Source organism: Streptomyces sp. NBC_00425 (assembly GCF_036030735.1).
Classification (GTDB): domain Bacteria; phylum Actinomycetota; class Actinomycetes; order Streptomycetales; family Streptomycetaceae; genus Streptomyces.
The window spans coordinates 2455722-2471410 of the sequence record NZ_CP107928.1 but is presented as its reverse complement, the minus strand read 5'-3'; the positions used below and the strand labels follow the sequence as shown (position 1 = coordinate 2471410).

The window sequence follows — 15689 nt, the reverse complement described above, 5'->3', positions numbered from 1 at the left end:
GGGAGCTGGAGAAGAGCAACACCCGTGCAATTTCAGCTGCCACAGCCGTACTGCGCGATCCGCGCTGCTGGTTGAACTGCACCGGGATCGGTGGAGGGGGTGCCGTTTAGCGGCGTTCTGGGCATGACTGCTGTCGGGGCGGCGGCAGTGCGTTGTGGGACGGCGCGGTTGTTGCAGCTCCGGATGGGGGCGGTCGATGACGGTTGAGGAGCTCGTGGCGGCAGTTGTCGCTTTGGCGATCGTGTCTGCGAAGAGGCTGGGCGCTGGTCTGGCGGATCGTGCGGTGGAGGGTGTGGAGCAGTCGGTGGCCGACCGGCTGGGGCGGCTGTACCGGTGGATCGTCGGACGGTTGCCTGGTGAGGAGGGTGCGGCCCTGGTCGAGGAGGCGGGTCGTTCTTCTGCTGCACAGGCTCAGCTGAGACGGCGGCTGGTACTGGCTCTGGGTGAGGATCCCGTAGGCGTTGAGGAATTGCGGATGCTGCTATCGCCGCACGCGCTGGCTCTTCTTTCGGAATCGTTCGGTATCCCGCGTCAGTTGCCGCCGGCGCTGGCGGATTTCACTGGGCGCGGCCAGGAGGTGGCGCGGCTGGTGGAGGCTGCTGAGCGTCCTGGCGGGTGCAGGGTGTGTCTGGTGCACGGGCCGGGTGGGATCGGCAAGACATCTGTCGTGGTGCAGGCTTCTCACCAGCTGATGCAGTTTTTCCCCGACGGTCAGCTCTTCGTCGATCTGAACGGGGCGGAGGAACGTGCTGCTGCTGTGGGCGAGGTCCTTGGCGACTTCCTAGCGGCTCTGGGGACACCGCGCGGAAGAATCCCCGATGATGTGGCCGGGCGGACACGGCAGTTCCGTACGGAGTTGGCCGATCGGCGTGTCCTGATCGTCCTGGACAACGCGGCCAGTGAACAGCAGGTAGGTGCGCTGATTCCGGGTGGGTCTTCGTGCGTTGTCCTGATCACCAGCCGACAGGCCCTTGCCACGCTGGCCGTTGATGAGCGCGTCGCTTTGCCGGGGTTGGACGAGGGCGCCGCCTGGGACTTGTTGAGACGGATCAGCGGCCCGGACCGGGTGGACGAGGACCCTGAAGCAGGCCGCGCTGTGGTCGGTCTGTGCAGCGGGCTCCCGCTGGCCCTTCGTATCGCGGGAGCGCGGCTGGCCACCTTTCCCGCGCGTACCTTGGACTCGTTCGCCCGCGATCTGGCCGACGACCACCGGAGGCTGGATGTGCTGAGCCTGGGCGAGCGCAGCGTACGGGCGGTCTTCCGCGTCGGTTATGAGGCGCTACCGTCGTTGCAGCGGCGTGCGTTCCGGCTGTTGTCGGCCCTGGACACTCCCGACCTGCCGACGTGGGCGCTGTCGCCTCTACTGGACGTGGACGCCGATGCGGCCGACGCGTGCCTGGAGGGACTCCTGCTGGCTCATCTCGTGCAGGCTCGCCGCGGCGGGACAGGCGGCCAGCGCCTCGTGCTGCATGATCTCGCGCGTGGGTTTTCCAAGGAGATGGCGGCCGAGCAGTCGGTGGGCGAGGCCGACAGCGCCGTGCGGCGTCTGCTCGGTGCCCTCCTCAGCGCGGCCGACGCAGCCGATGCGCAGTTACGGCCGGCAGGTGCCCGGCACAGCGGCCGTGACGGGGCAGTCCGTCGTTCCCCGCCGGAGGACGCCGTGGCAGGTGACGTGTGGGAGGCCGTCCATTGGTTTGAAGCCGAGCGTGCCGTTCTGGTGGCAGCCGTCACCCACGCTCACGCTCGCGGGTGGTGGGAGCTGTGCTGGGAGATCACCGACGCGATGAGCATCGCTCTTGAGCATCAATGGCGCTGGGACATCAGCGGTCAGGTCCACGGGCTCGCTTTGGACGCGGCCGACCGGCTGAGGGATGGCCAGGCCCGTGCCGCGCTGCTGCGCAACCTCGGCGAAGCCCTGCGCGACGGCGGCGATGACCTGGACAGGGCCGCAGAGTGCTTCAGCGAAGCGATCGCTCTCTTCCGCAGCTCAGGCGACGCACACGGCGAAAGCGACGCCCTGGGCAACCTGGGAATCCTGCAGCGCCAGCAAGGCGCACTGCGGGAAGCCGAGCGAACCCTCACCGCGGCCGAGCTGCGCTTCCGGGCCCTGCCACTGGAGCGCGGGCTGGCCTGGACCCTGCGGGAAAAGGCGGTGATCAGCCGGCACCACGCTCGATACACCCAAGCCCTCGCTCAACTCGACGAAGCCCAGGCTCTGTTCGCTGCCAACGAGGAAATCCGTGGCGTCGGCTGGATCCTGCGCACCCGCGCCGATACCGAGAAGGAGAGCACGACGGGCGGCTGCCCGCTCCCTCGCCGCTGGTATGGAGGCCCTTGGCCCGGATGCCCCGCCACGAGTCGTCCTGCACAGGATCCGCGATGGGCCGCGGCCCGCACCCACTACGAGGACGCTGCCCAAATCCTGCACGCCGTCCGGGACCACCGCGGGCACACCTGGGTCACTTTGGGGCTGGCAGACATGGCCCTCTATGAAGGCGACCACACCGCCGCAGAACTGATCAGGCGTGCGCTCCAGGAGACCGACGCCTGCGGCGACCATCGAGGCCACAGCAGGGCATTGACCCTCCAAGCTCTGCTGCTCGCCGAGGCAAACCGCCTCAGCGACGCCATCACGCTGGCAGAACAGGCCCTCGCCACTTTCCGCGACCACGCCGGCGCCGCTCAGGCCAGCTTCCGCCTGGCCCGCCTCTACGGCGCCGCCGGCCGGCACCAAGACGTCCTCCGCACACTGCAGCAGTCCCGCACCCATCACCACGCCGCCGGCATACCTTTTCCCGCCCTTGCCGACCCCGAACTCGCCAAGAGCCTCACCCACCCCGTGCCCCGCGCCCGGCGCTTCCGCCGGCCTCAGTGAGTTGAATACACAGATCCGCGAGGCCATCAGGAAACCAGCTCACACGTAGCTGGCAAGACCGCTCCCGTATCCGGAGACCCGTCCGGGGCACCTTGGCGCGGTCCCGACCTGAGACGCATCCGCTTTTCGATAACAGGACTGGCCTGGAGAAACTCGTCCCGGACGCTCAGCGACGGTGAGGGACGGCTCGCGTCGGTGAAGCTCTCTGCGGTGGCCGGTCAGTGTCTGCGTAGGCCGGCGCCTCGGTGTCGCCGGGCCGCGTAAGCAGCTGCCGCAGCGAGGGAGGTGCAGGCCAGGGCCGTGCCCAGGGTCCGCTCGAAGTCGGCGGGGCCGGTGCTGCCGCCGATGCCGCCCTGGACGCCGCGGGTGGGCAAAGGCGTGGGCGTCGTCGTGCTGGTGGTGCTTCTGCGGGGCAGGACCTCGCAGGCGATGCCGTCGTCCGGCCCTTGGTCCTCGTCCAGCCGGTGGGGGTCGCTGGGGTCTCGGTTCAGCTCTGCCTGGGCGTCTTCCTGGAAGGCGAAGTCGCGGCAGTCCAGATCGGGTTGGGCATGGGCCAGGCCCGCCAAGGGGCCGGCGGCGAGGGCAACCGTCACTGCGGCGACGAACGCGGCGCGTATCCGCATCGGTCATTCCTTTCGGTCCAGTGGCCTGCACGACCGTCACAGCGACCTTATGGAGATGACGCTGGCCCGGCGCGTGGTGCTGGGCCGAACGGACACGGATCGGCGTTCGCCCAGGACGGAGCCGGGGCGGCTGCCAGCCGGTGGCCGATCGGGGACGATGCCGTACTGACTGAGAAGACGACGATCCGCTTGGAAGCAGTTGCTGCTCCTGACTCCTGGTGCGGGCCCTGTTTCAGAGGCCGGCGAGCTGGCGGTCCTGGTGTCTGCGTGGGCTGACCACGGCCTCCAGTTGGGGTAGCTCCCCTGTCGCAGCGCAGTTGTGCTGTCGAATTTCGGCCAAGTTGCGGTGAACGTGTGCGGACGTAGGCGGACGTCCACGGACTGACGCGAACACAGTGAGAACTACTGAGACTGAATGGGACTGGCTAGGTTCAATCCACGATGGGTTACCTGCTTCGTTTCGCGGGCCACACTGCATCCATGACGAGCTTTCAGCAACGGAAAGCAATAGGTGACGCGCATGAGCGGCACGTCGCCGAGCAGCTCACCGAGCGAGGGTGGCAAGTCGACTTCTGGGGCCAAGGGCAGCTGAGCCGGGCGCTTCAATGCGCGCTCCGGGAGACCGACAGTTCCATCCGCTGGTTCCCGGATCTCATTGCGGCGAAGGCCGAAGACCTCGTACTGATCGACTGCAAGGGCGGCGTGACCAGCAGGCGAACGGGCCGACATGCTGTCGAACGCGCCGCCGTGCTGGCGCATTTGCAGCTCGTTGCCTGGACGCAGTTGCCGGTCTACTACGTGTTCGATGGCCTCGATGCGTGGTCGCCGTACGACGTGCTTGCCGCAGGACAGAAAGGGCCGCACAGCATTGCGGGATCGGGCGCCCCGTACTTTCTGATCTCTGCCCAGGGAGCCCGTCGCTTCGATGACCTGTTCGGTACGCCGGACGTCGCCCAGGTGGGTATTGCCTCGTAGTCCTGGTCGCTCCTCGCTCGGCCGCCTTCAAGTCGGCGATGCGGGACAGCAGCGTCACGCCGGCCGCAGCCAACCGGCTCAGGGATCTTTCTGATCTTGCTGTGTCCTGCCGTGCTTTCAGGTGTCTCGGCGTATGGATGGCACCCTCCGCCCAGCTCCGACCGGGCACGATCGAGATTCGATGAGGTGGCCTTGCGTCCGGCAGATGGCATGTGCCCAAGACCCGATGACGCAGGACGCTGGCAGGTCGGTCGGCGGGCCAGAGTCTTCGGGTTGGGATTCGAAATTTCGTTCGGAAAGGGCTGCGGGGATGAGGATCGGAAAAGTTCTGGAATCAGGTTAGGTAGGCCCTCCTGCCTGCTGTCTTCCTTCCCTGAGTCCGCGTGTGACCCATCCGGCTGCCTTTCCTGCGCAGCTCCGTTGTCAGTGGTGGCCTCTACGGTTCTTTTGTGGCCGCCACGGAATGTCCGTGCACGGCTTGTGCGGGCGTGGGCGTCGGCCGTGTGGGGCGTGCGTTTTCGACGCTGGCGAGAAATACCGTCGTGCGCGGTGGGGTAGTGAGGGGCAGGATGCATGGAGTTGGACTACGACCGTCTGGTCGCGTTGCGGAAGCAGAGCTCCGCGTGGCGGCTGCTGACGGCCGGTAACGCGGCGCTGATGTTGAGCTTCTTCAACAAGGTGTTCGTCGAGCAGGGGGCGCGCTCGATTGCCGGTGCGGAGCTTGTTGAACGGCTGGACGACGAGTTGTTCGCGCTCAATGAGCGGCTGGGGCGGAGCACGTTTCCCCAGTCTGCGAAGGCGTATCTGGATGTCTGGTCGGCGCCGGAAAACGGCTGGCTGCGCAAGTACTATCCGCCGGATTCGGACGAGCCGCACTTTGACGCCACGGCTGCGGTGGAGAAGGCCATCTCGTGGATCCGGTCGCTGGAGGAGCGCTCGTTCGTCGGTACCGAGTCGCGCTTGAACACGATCTTCGATCTGCTGCGGCAGATGACGTTCGGGGCCGAGACCGACCCCGATGCGCGACTGGCCGAGCTCACCCGGCGTCGGCACGAGATCGACCAGGAGATCGAGCGGGTTGAGGCCGGCGAGGTAGATGTGCTGGACAGCGCGGGGCTGCGGGACCGATATCAGCAGATGACTGCGACCGCGTACGGGTTGCTGGCCGACTTCCGCGAGGTCGAGGCGAACTTCCGGGACTTGGACCGCGACCTGCGGAGCAAGATCGCCGCGTGGGACGGGGCCAAGGCCGGACTCCTCGATGAGGTGCTGGGCAGTCGCGAGAGCATCGCCGAGTCGGACCAGGGCCGGACCTTCCAGGCGTTCTACGACTTCCTGCTCGCCCCAAGCCGACAGGACGAACTCAAGACGCTGCTGGCCGAGGTCGAGACCATGGAGGCCATCGGCGAGCCCGACCCGAGGATGCGGCGCATGCCCCGGGATTGGCTGGAGGCCGCCGAACGCACCCAGGGCACGGTGCGGCAGCTCTCGGACCAGCTGCGCCGCTTCCTGGATGACCAGGTGCGTTCGGAGGACCGCCGCGTCCTGCAGTTGGTGCGCGGGATCGAGTCCCGGGCCCTGGCCCTGCGCGACGTTCCCGGTGTGGATCTGATAGCTGAGCTCGACGCGACGGCACCGGCCATCGTGCTGCCGATGGAACGGCCCCTGTACACGCCGGTGGTCAAGGCGCCGATCGACAGTACCGGTATCCAGGCGGGCGACGAGGAGTTCGCCGCTGACGTCCTGTTCGAGGCGGTGTACGTGGATCCCGCCCGGCTCACGGTCGCGGTCCACCGCGCTCTTGGCACCCGCACCCAGGTCTCCCTTGCCGAGACGCTGCGCGAGCACCCGCTCGAGCAGGGACTGGCCGAACTCGTCGCCTACTTCGCCCTCCCGGACGACGGGTTCACCACAGTCTTCGACGACCACCGCCAAGAAGAGATCACCTGGATCGGCGGGGACGACATCCGGCAGGTCGCCACCGTGCCCGTGGTCACCTTCGCCCGCACCAGCCCCGGTGTCGCCTGGGCCACCAGCCAGAAGAAGGAGGGGCGATGACCACGCCTTCCAACCCCACCGCGCAGCCATCCCACACCCTCTCCTTGCCGGTCAACCAGCTGCTCAAGGGGCCGATCTTCCGCGACCAGCACGAGCGGGCCTGGGACGCGCTGCTGCACATGAGTGCCCGCGTCAAGGACTACGTCGAGGTCATGGGCCTGCGCGTGGTGATCGACGAGGTGGAGGGCTACGCCTTCCTCCAGTCGAAGCCCGACGCCGAAGACGAAGTTCACGATCCGCGTACGAGGCCGCCGCGGCTGATGCCCCGCCGGTCGCTGTCCTACCCGGTCAGCCTGTTGGTCGTGCTGCTGCGCAAGCGGCTCGCCGAGTTCGACGCGGGCGCCGACGGCACCCGGCTCATGATCACCAGGGACGAAATTGTCGAGATGATCCGCACGTTCCTCCCGGCCGGCACCAACGAGGCGCGCCTGGTCGACCAGATCGACGGCCACATCAACAAGGTGGTCGACCTGCAGTTCCTGCGGCGTGCCCGCGGCCAGGAGCAGCTGTTCGAGGTGCAGCGGATCATCAAAGCCTTCGTCGACGGGCAGTGGCTCGCCGACTTCGAAACGAACCTGGCCCAGTACGCGGGCTCCCACACCCCGCAGGAGAAGCAGCAGTGATTCCCGCTCAGTCCGGCCCCGTCGGCACGGCCACCTCCACCGACCTTGCCGCGGCCGGGTTCCGGCTGGAGCGCCTGGAGGTCTACAACTGGGGCACGTTCGACAAACACGTGTGGTCGTTCGGCCTCGGCGGCGCCAACGCACTGCTGACCGGAGACATCGGCTCTGGCAAGTCCACCCTGGTGGATGCGATCACCACCCTGTTCATGCCCGCCCACAAGATCGCCTACAACCGGGCGGCCGGCGCGGAGAGCCGCGAGCGCAGCCTGCGCTCCTACGTCCTGGGCCACTACAAGTCCGAACGCAACGAAGAGACCGGTACCACCAAGCCGGTGGCCTTGCGCAAGCCCGGGAACTACTCGGTCATCCTGGGGGTGTTCCGCAACCCGGCGCTGGAGTCGACCGTCACGCTGGGACAGGTGTTCTGGCTGGCCGACGCCAACGCCACCAGTCCGGAGCGGCTGTTCCTCGTCGCAGACCGGGCTCTGTCCGTCGCCGGCGACTTCGCCGATTTCGGCACCGAAGTGCGGGCCCTGAAGAAGCGCCTCGACGCCGACGACGTCCGCGTGCACAAGACGTTCCCACCCTACAGCAAGGACTTCCGGCGCCGCATGGGCATCGAGTCCGAGCAGGCCCTGGATCTCTTCCACCAGACGGTGTCGATGAAGTCGGTGGGCAGCCTGGACGACTTCGTGCGCAGCCACATGCTCGAACCATTCGACGCGGCCGCCATGACCGACAACATCGTCAGCCACTTCGACGCCCTGACCACCACTTACAAATCCGTTCAGCGGGCCCGCGCCCAGATCGAGGCCCTCACCCCGCTGCTCAGGGACTGCCACACCTACGAGGGCCTGGCCGCGCGGATCGAGGAGGCCGAGGCCCAGCAGGCCGCCCTGCGGTACTTCATCGCCGAGCGCACCTCGGTCCTGCACGAGGCCGAGCGCACCGACCTGGAACGGTCGCTGGCCCGCCTGGACAGTCAGATGAAGGCAGCGAAGGACGAGCTGGAGCGGCTGCGGGGCCAGGAGCGCCGGTGGGAACTGCAGCGTGAGGGGCTGGGCGGTGGGCGCCTGGGTGAACTGGAGCGCCAGATCGAGGAGACGGAGCGCCTGCGCACGACACGGGACAGGCGCGCCCGCGAGCACGCCCTCCTGCTGGAACAGGCCGAGTTGGCCCCGGTCACTGATCAGGCCCAGTTCACCGACCGCCTGGAGGAGATCTCCCGGGCCCAGCACGACGTCGCCGCGGGCAAGCAGGAGTCGCTCACGGCCCTGGAGACGCTCGCGGTCGACGCCGATCGACTGCACCAGCAGGCAGAGGACCTCAACAAGGATCTGGTCAGCCTGCGCTCGCGCCGCAGCAACGTCCCTCGCCGGCAGCTGGAGGTACGCGCCCGCCTGTGCCGCGAACTCGGCATCGAGGAGAGCGCCTTGCCGTTTTCCGGCGAACTCGTCCAGGTGCGCGACGGGGAACAAGCCTGGGCCGGCGCCGCCGAGCGGCTGCTGCGCGGCTTCGCCCTGTCCCTCCTCGTCCCTGGCGATCAGTACGCCCGCGTCTCCGAGTGGATCAACAATCACCACCTGGGGACGAAGCTGGTCTACTTCCGCGTCCCCGGCAAGCTCCCGCCCCGGCGCCCCCAGGCAGCCCCTTCGGCCGCACTGTTCGCCAAACTCGAAGTACGCGACGACTCATCCTTCGCCCCGTGGGTGGCCGGTGAGCTCGAACGCCGTGCGTCGCACACCTGCGTGCTCACCATGGAGGACTTCCGGCATGCCGAACTGGCCGTCACCGCACAGGGACTGATCAAGGGAGCGCGGGGCCGCCACGAGAAGAACGACAGCACCCGCATCGACGACCGCAGCACCTACGTTCTGGGCTGGACGAACCAGGCGAAGATCGATGCCCTCGTGGACCAGGCGGGCCGGGTCCACGCCGCCCAGCGCGAGCTGGCCGGCAAGAAGCGCGGCCTGGAAGCCGCCCACGAGGACTCCATCAGCCGCGACAAGGTCCTCGACCGGCTGGCGGCGATGCGCGACTACAGCGAGATCGACTGGACCTCGGCTGTGCGGCACATCACCGAGCTGGCCAAGGAGAAGCAGCGCCTTCAGACCGACTCCAAGGACCTGGACGAACTCACCCGCCACCTGGAGGAGATCGCCGTCGAGATCGGCGAGCAGGAAGCCGCCTACGAGAAGGCGAACCAGAACTGGGGGAAGGTGTCGGGCGAGCGGGACACGACCATCCACGCCCGCGATGCGGCCCGCGCCGTACTCGATGAACCGGCCGCCGCCGATGCACAGGCCCACTTTCCGGCCCTCGAACAGCGCCTGACCACCGCCCGGTTGACGTGCCGTACCGCGCAGGAGTGCGGCCAGACCGAGACCCGGCTGCGCGAGGAGCTGACAGCTCAGAAGAACCGATGGGGCAAAGAGCAGACCCGCCTCGCCCAGACGATCGCCTCCCAGATGGGCGCCTTCCGCACCAACTACCCGGCCGAGACCAACGAGCTCGACGACTCCGTCGCCTCCGCCGGTGGCTACCGCGCCCTGCACCAACGGCTCGTCGCCGACGACCTGCCGCGCTTTGAGGATCAGTTCCGCACGTATCTGAAGACCAACGTGATCCGCGAAGTCGCAGGATTCCATGCACAGTTGAACATCTGGGCCGATGAGATCGGCGACCGCATCGCCACCATCAACGAGTCGCTGGCCGGCATCGACTACAACCCGGGCCGCTACATCATGCTCAAGCCCGAGCAGACCCCGAACACCGAGATCCGCGAGTTCACCGCGGAACTGCGAGCCTGCACCGACGACGTCCTGTCCGGCGACGATTCCGACCTGTACTCCGAAGAGAAGTTCCACCAGGTCCAGCGCCTGATCGAACGCTTCAAGGGCCGCGAGGGACACACGGATGCGGACCGCGCCTGGACCAAGCGCGTCACCGACGTGCGCTACTGGTTCGTCTTCAGCGCCAGCGAACGACGCCGCGAGGACAACTCCGAATACGAGGTGTACTCCGACTCCGGCGGCAAGTCCGGCGGGCAGAAGGAGAAGCTCGCCTACACCATCCTGGCCGCCTCCCTCGCCTACCAGTTCAAGCTCGACACCACCAGCAACAGGAGCCGCACGTTCCGGTTCGTTGTCATCGACGAAGCCTTCGGCCGCGGCTCGGAGGAATCCGCCCGCTTCGCCCTGGACCTCTTCAAGCGCCTCGGCCTGCAACTCCTCATCGTCACGCCCCTGCAGAAGATTCACGTCATCGAGCCCTACGTATCCGCCGTCGGCTTCGTCGACAACCCCACCGGACACCACTCCCGCCTACGCACCCTGACCATCGCCCAGTACCGCCAAGAACGCCTCGCACACACCCTGTCCGCCTTGCAGCCCGTATCCGGACAGGTGAGCTGACATGGCAACCACCAGCACCCTGAACTGGACCACGCCCCGCGACGTCGCCGCTCGCCTGCGCAAGCGCTGGGATCGCGGCGAGTTCCTCAGCCAGGTCGCCGACGGCAGCGACTGGGAACCCCTCGCCGTCCCCCTGCGCGGTCCGAAGGCCGGCGACATCACCCGGCACTACGACGACGTCCTCGCCTGGGCAACGTCCTGGGCTCCCGCAGCACACCGACACCTGCGCATCGAATACCGGCGGCTCGGCGGACGCCTCGCCGGCGTGAACAACGCCCCCGCCCGGGTCTGGATCGAGCGCCGCGACGACCTGTTCAAACTCCTCGGCGTCACCGGCACGGTCAACCGCTACGCGTCCCTCCTCGCCGCCGCAAACGAGACCCTGCCCCCACTGGCCACGTGGATGGCCGAGAACCCGATGAAAGTTGTCCAACGGGAAGCCGACTGGTCACGCCTCCAAGCCACCATCCGCTGGATCACCGACTACCGCGGTCCGGCTGTCTACCTGCGCCAGCTCGACGTACCCGGCGTGGACACCAAGTTCATCGAACAGCACAGAGCCATCCTGACCACCCTGCTCGAGCACTGCCTTCCCGAAGACCGCATCGAGGCCGAGGCCGCGCGCACCGACTTCGCCGCCCGCTTCCGCTTCCTGCGCAAACCCGCCTACCTGCGGTTCCGGCTGCTCGGCGGCGAGTCGCTGGCGGGCTTCAGTGAACTCACGGTGCGCGCGGACGAGTTCACCGCGCCACCGCCCGCCATCACGACTGTCTATGTCGTCGAGAACGAAACCACCTACCTCGCCTTTCCCGACCAGCCCCACAGCATCGTGATCCACGGCGGCGGCTACGCCGTCACCCAACTGTCCGCCCTGACCTGGCTGCACGACGTACGCCTGGTCTACTGGGGCGATGTGGACACCCACGGCTTCACCATCCTTGACCGGCTGCGCCGGACCTTCGCGCACACGCAGTCGATCCTGATGAACCGGCCCACCCTCCTGGAACACCGCGGGCAGTGGGTGAAGGAAGATGCGCCCACCCACCGGCCACTCGGCACGCTCACACCCGACGAAGCCGATGTCTACGACAGCCTCGTGGACGGCGAGTTCGGCCCGAACGTGCGACTCGAACAAGAACGCGTGCGGTTCCACCTGCTTGAGGACGTCCTCAACGAGCTTCGCTAGGTGTTGAGCAGCCATCAGCCGGGCTGTCAGTGTGAAAAGGGGAACAGAGGTGCTCCACCACGTAGCCGCACCGGTCGTCGCGGACCTGATCGGCATCCCACTTGGCCCTGCCCAGCAGGTGCTGCATGCCGTCCGGGGTGGTCTCGCCGGCCCACTCGGCGATAGTCCATCAGTTCTTGCGCGGCAGGTCGGCCAATAGACCGAGCACCAACCACGCCGCCCTGCGCCGGGGTTCGACCCGGGAGCAGTGCCCCGCGATCCGGCCCATCAGGCCCTCGAATGCGTCCCGCCAAAGGGCGGGTTCTATGCTGTGACCTGCGGCCACCGTCTCTTCGTCAGTCCACACAACTCACGATGATCAACGGTGGCCGCACCCGTCTCCACAACGCGTCAGGGTCGCGCAGTTCCGCCTGCCGTCCTGAGTCAGGAGGACATGTGCAACGTGGCGAAGTCTGGTGGGTGGAGTTCGACGAGCGGCGGCTGGTCGTACTGCTGGCGGCAGACGACGCGTCCAGGATCCGGGCGATGCAGGTCGTCACTCCTGCGGGCGTCGACATCAGCGGTCTGGGCGTCGAAGTGCAAGTAGGCGCGATGGAAGGACTGCCCTTTGAAGGCGTGCTGCGGTTCGCATTCCCGCGCCCGGGCTTTACCCCCTGTACGTGGCTGACCACCGTGTCCCGGGACGACCTGATCGAGCGGGCGGGCGTCCTGTCCTCCGCGAAGCTCAGCGAGATTGAGGACGCCCTCCGTCTCGGCGAACAGGTAAAGGAACGGACCCCAGCGACAACCGCGAAGCTCAGCGAGATAAGGGACGCCCTCCGTCTCGGTGAACTCGGGTAGGCGGAGAGGCGCCACTCACCATCGAGATCACGATCTACGGCTGGAGTATAAGCGGTCGGCTTCTAGGCCGCGCCAGAGGTCGCCAGGAGATTTGATCCGTTCGGCCTACCCTCGTCGTTGCAGCCCGGTACCCTCTGGACGAATGGCTGCTGTTGTGGCCCAGGTTGGTGCAGGGGGTTGGGAGTTCACTATGCCTGGAATCTCGTTCGCTGAATTCGAGAAGACAGCTAAGGCCGCAATCGACAAGCACTTTGTAGATATTCGGAGGCTGGTCGCCGATCGCAAGTACCGACCCACTGAGGGAGAGACGTTCCTTTTCCCTAGTACGTTGCTTTTCACGCAGACAGACACTCACTACGCTCTGGAGTTGATCGGGGCCATGAGGAAGCAGCAGCTACTGCAAGTGAAGGAGCAGCGAGTTGCGTCACTGAACCAAGTCGTCAACAATTTCCCGTTGGACGAAGAGGCTTTTTACCTGTTCGGCATGGAAGATGATCGCCCGACCAATGTTTTGACGCGCTTCACTAGCCTCAATCTGACCTGCGATTACCCTGACGACGCTTTGGAACACCGCTTCCCAGGGGTGCGTGCCATCTTCGACAGCAAGCCCTCCCTTCTTGGAATGAGTGACCGAGCAACCCATCTGCCGCTCAACGCTGAACGGCTTCGCAGCGTCATGCTCGATAATTGCATGCTGTCGGGTCGGAGCGGCAACCTTGTTCGTCCCAAATTCGTCAACTTCTTCTATGCCTGCTCGGTCGAGGCCGATGCTGTCAAGGTGGCTTCGGATCTCGCACAGATCGCGCCAGTTCATAACGACCGTGTTATTGGGGTGCAAATCGCATCACCCGAGCATTCTGAGGCAATGTGTACCGCTGCCGGTTTCGCCACGCTGTATCTCCAGGGTGCACGCGAAACAACAGTGACGGCTTTCATTGAAAAGCACAGTGAAATCATCGAGAAGGTCTTCGGCGCGGATAAGGTTTACTATCAGGTGGAGCTCCCCTGGAAGGAGGGAAACCCGGATCCAAAGGAAGTCTCGATCCAGCCTGATGTCTTGCTCCGAACCAAGGGTGGCGACTGGAAAATCGTCGAGTTCAAGCTGCCGCTACTCGATAAGAAGTCGCTCACGGCAAGCGACCATGCCCGACGGCGGCTCACTCTGTCTGTTGGTGACGGGGTGGCCCAGCTCGGTAACTACGAGGAATATTTCACCTTCCCGCAGAACCTAGCCGCAGCCCAAGAGGCACTGAAGGTGATGCTAGGCGTACCTGAACTCGTGCTCGTTGTGGGAAGCGACGAAAACTATAAAGCTGATGAAATCAGGGAAGCTACCCGGATGAGCCGCACCTTCGACCTCATCGACTACGACACCTTGATGCGACTCTATCTAGCGGCCGCCACCTGATCCCTCGGCTACCGGTAGTTCGTTAAATCCGCAGGCAGAGGTCAACGCCGTGTCCGGTGGTGACCGCGTCAATCGGGTGTGTCAATTTAGATTTACACTCCCCCGCCCGGCGTGGCGACCGGCGCCCAGCTCGCCACCTGGATCAGAGGACATTGGAAGATCGAAAATCTTCTGCACCACGTCCGCGACCGAACGGTCCGCGAGGACGACTCCAAGATCCATATCGGTCGTCTCCCGCGTCTCATGGCCAGCCTGCGCAACCTCGCCATCGGCGTCCACCGCCAGGGCGACCACATCAACATCGCCGCCGCCCTACGCCACACCGCCCACGACTGCCGCAGACCCTTGACTGCGCTCGGCCTCGCCGGATGAACCCGGACAGAAAGCGATCATGCAAGGGACCCTGCTACCAGTACCAGTCATCGCGTTCGGTGAGCCTTCTGATAGACCGGCTCACTATCGAATACAAGCTCCCCGTCCGAACGCAACTCCAAGATTCAGCACGTATCATCTGATGGGAGTCTCCACTTTCGCGTTGAAGGGCTTGACCAGTTCATCGCCCCACTGTGTACCTGTGTCGTAACAAACGAGGGTCTGTGGAGTGAAGGCAGCCTTCGCAGGCCAGTATTAGCACGTGAGGGCGGCAACGTCACCTGGACTGCCTTACGAACCGTGGAGATGTGCATGTCCGAGGAAGAGCAGGCAATAGCGATTTCCCGACAATCACTCGATGAACAGCGCCGTTCGAACAAACTCCAACGAAGGTCTTTAATTATAGCGAGCAGTGCTGCAGTGATCGCAGCGCTCGCTCTCGGCCTGGGAGTTTGGAACCGAGTAAGCCAGGACGCGGCGACGGTAAAGACGACACGTCAGGCGCAGGAAGACAGGAAGGCTGCGCAGCAGGCCACTCTCAGAGTGGAGGCCGAGCACGTGAATGTGGCCAAGGGAATCAACGGCGATATGGCGACGATTCACAATTGGAATCCGACATCGCTCGATGACGTCGTCCTGAGGATCGTGCTCAAGAACGGAGAAGATCGATACGCGCGGATCGAGACACTGAAGCCTTGTACGACATGGCAGATCACGGACAAGAGGCTCAGGGAGGAACATTTGCGCCCGGTGCCGGAATCAGAAGGCTTCATTGAGGGCAGTGAAAAGATTCAGGTGTGGTTCACCGACTGGCGTGGAGGGACATGGACGAAAGAGCCAGGGCAGGATTTGACTGCGGGAGCATACCGAAACACTCGGGCGAACAAGAACATGCCGTCCCAGCAGTTTCTCAAAAATTCCAAAGAAGTCGCGGAGAGGTCCTTTATTCCGATCAAGGATTGCTCCGGTGGTCTGCGGTAAGTCTGCAGCTCGCCATCCACAGGCTAAGCTTGAGAGAGCCCTTCGAGAAGGCTTTGAATATCACGCTCAACTCGGTGGTGTTCCGTTCCTCCGGCCGGGACCTGACCACGACTGGGCGCCTAGATCGAGATGGCGTCTCGTGTCACCGAGCCCATCCTTCTGGGCCTTGCCGTCCGCAACCACGTCAAACGCTGACCCAGCACTCCCACCACCAGGGGCCGCCGCAGCCACCGAACGCTGAAGCAACCGGTGCGCTCGAACCCACCGTGCGAGACGATCACCGTCAATCGCTGACCACGGTGGCTGTATTCTCCGGTACCGCGTCCCCTGTCGGT

Annotated in this window: 11 protein-coding genes and 2 pseudogenes; 11 read left to right on the top strand and 2 right to left on the bottom strand. The window is 65.5% G+C overall.

Annotation, left to right across the window (positions count from 1 at the left end; all coding sequences use genetic code 11):
- The first annotated feature begins 196 nt into the window (after positions 1-196).
- Complete coding sequence (locus tag OHS82_RS10305; RefSeq protein WP_328433737.1) at positions 197-2875, top strand: ATP-binding protein; 2679 nt, start codon at positions 197-199, stop codon at positions 2873-2875.
- A 218-nt stretch (positions 2876-3093) separates the two neighbouring features.
- Here OHS82_RS10305 and OHS82_RS10300 read toward each other — a convergent pair whose 3' ends face one another.
- Positions 3094-3498, bottom strand: coding sequence for a hypothetical protein (locus OHS82_RS10300; protein WP_328433736.1), 405 nt, complete (start codon positions 3496-3498; stop codon positions 3094-3096).
- Positions 3499-3978: 480 nt separating this feature from the next.
- On the opposite strand from OHS82_RS10300, the gene OHS82_RS10295 reads away from it, so the two are divergent.
- From OHS82_RS10295 to OHS82_RS10275, 5 genes are all read left to right on the top strand, one after another.
- Positions 3979-4473, top strand: a complete 495-nt coding sequence (locus OHS82_RS10295) for a hypothetical protein (RefSeq protein WP_328433735.1) — start codon at positions 3979-3981, stop codon at positions 4471-4473.
- A 573-nt stretch (positions 4474-5046) separates the two neighbouring features.
- Positions 5047-6531 (top strand): DUF3375 domain-containing protein, encoded by a 1485-nt coding sequence (locus OHS82_RS10290; RefSeq protein WP_328433734.1) that lies wholly within the window; start codon positions 5047-5049, stop codon positions 6529-6531.
- Positions 6528-7154 (top strand): DUF4194 domain-containing protein, encoded by a 627-nt coding sequence (locus OHS82_RS10285; protein ID WP_328433733.1) that lies wholly within the window; start codon positions 6528-6530, stop codon positions 7152-7154. Before OHS82_RS10290 ends, OHS82_RS10285 begins: the two co-directional genes overlap by 4 nt.
- A complete protein-coding gene (locus OHS82_RS10280) occupies positions 7151-10567 on the top strand; it encodes an ATP-binding protein (RefSeq protein WP_328433732.1) in 3417 nt (1138 codons plus the stop codon). Before OHS82_RS10285 ends, OHS82_RS10280 begins: the two co-directional genes overlap by 4 nt.
- A 1-nt stretch (position 10568) precedes the next feature.
- On the top strand, positions 10569-11753 hold the full coding sequence (locus OHS82_RS10275) for a Wadjet anti-phage system protein JetD domain-containing protein (protein WP_328433731.1): 1185 nt from the start codon (positions 10569-10571) through the stop codon (positions 11751-11753).
- 46 nt (positions 11754-11799) lie between these two features.
- Here the strand turns inward: OHS82_RS10275 and OHS82_RS10270 are convergent.
- Positions 11800-12021, bottom strand: a pseudogene (locus OHS82_RS10270) (transposase); the annotation flags it as partial.
- 167 nt (positions 12022-12188) lie between these two features.
- Between OHS82_RS10270 and OHS82_RS10265 the strand changes: the two are divergent.
- The 5 genes and pseudogenes from OHS82_RS10265 to OHS82_RS43495 all read left to right on the top strand — a co-directional run.
- On the top strand, positions 12189-12593 hold the full coding sequence (locus OHS82_RS10265; RefSeq protein WP_143644684.1) for a type II toxin-antitoxin system PemK/MazF family toxin: 405 nt from the start codon (positions 12189-12191) through the stop codon (positions 12591-12593).
- Between the two features lie 142 nt (positions 12594-12735).
- Positions 12736-14001, top strand: a complete 1266-nt coding sequence (locus OHS82_RS10260) for a hypothetical protein (protein WP_328433730.1) — start codon at positions 12736-12738, stop codon at positions 13999-14001.
- Positions 14002-14112: 111 nt separating this feature from the next.
- The gene (locus OHS82_RS10255; RefSeq protein WP_443041893.1) at positions 14113-14373 is read left to right on the top strand and encodes a hypothetical protein; all 261 of its coding nucleotides are present in this window, start codon (positions 14113-14115) and stop codon (positions 14371-14373) included.
- Positions 14374-14685: 312 nt separating this feature from the next.
- A complete protein-coding gene (locus OHS82_RS10250; protein WP_328433729.1) occupies positions 14686-15354 on the top strand; it encodes a hypothetical protein in 669 nt (222 codons plus the stop codon).
- A gap of 41 nt (positions 15355-15395) precedes the next feature.
- A pseudogene (locus OHS82_RS43495) lies at positions 15396-15549 on the top strand (pentapeptide repeat-containing protein); the annotation flags it as partial.
- Between the last annotated feature and the right edge of the window lie 140 nt (positions 15550-15689).

What these genes read in the sequence shown, in the direction of transcription:
- OHS82_RS10260 (WP_328433730.1), top strand. Translation starts at nt 12,736, where the DNA reads ATGGCTGCTGTTGTGGCCCAGGTTGGTGCAGGGGGTTGGGAGTTCACT.
- OHS82_RS10275 (WP_328433731.1), top strand. Translation starts at nt 10,569, where the DNA reads ATGGCAACCACCAGCACCCTGAACTGGACCACGCCCCGCGACGTCGCC.
- OHS82_RS10290 (WP_328433734.1), top strand. Translation starts at nt 5,047, where the DNA reads ATGGAGTTGGACTACGACCGTCTGGTCGCGTTGCGGAAGCAGAGCTCC.
- OHS82_RS10300 (WP_328433736.1), bottom strand. Translation starts at nt 3,498, where the DNA reads ATGCGGATACGCGCCGCGTTCGTCGCCGCAGTGACGGTTGCCCTCGCC.
- OHS82_RS10305 (WP_328433737.1), top strand. Translation starts at nt 197, where the DNA reads ATGACGGTTGAGGAGCTCGTGGCGGCAGTTGTCGCTTTGGCGATCGTG.
- OHS82_RS10250 (WP_328433729.1), top strand. Translation starts at nt 14,686, where the DNA reads ATGTCCGAGGAAGAGCAGGCAATAGCGATTTCCCGACAATCACTCGAT.
- OHS82_RS10295 (WP_328433735.1), top strand. Translation starts at nt 3,979, where the DNA reads ATGACGAGCTTTCAGCAACGGAAAGCAATAGGTGACGCGCATGAGCGG.
- OHS82_RS10285 (WP_328433733.1), top strand. Translation starts at nt 6,528, where the DNA reads ATGACCACGCCTTCCAACCCCACCGCGCAGCCATCCCACACCCTCTCC.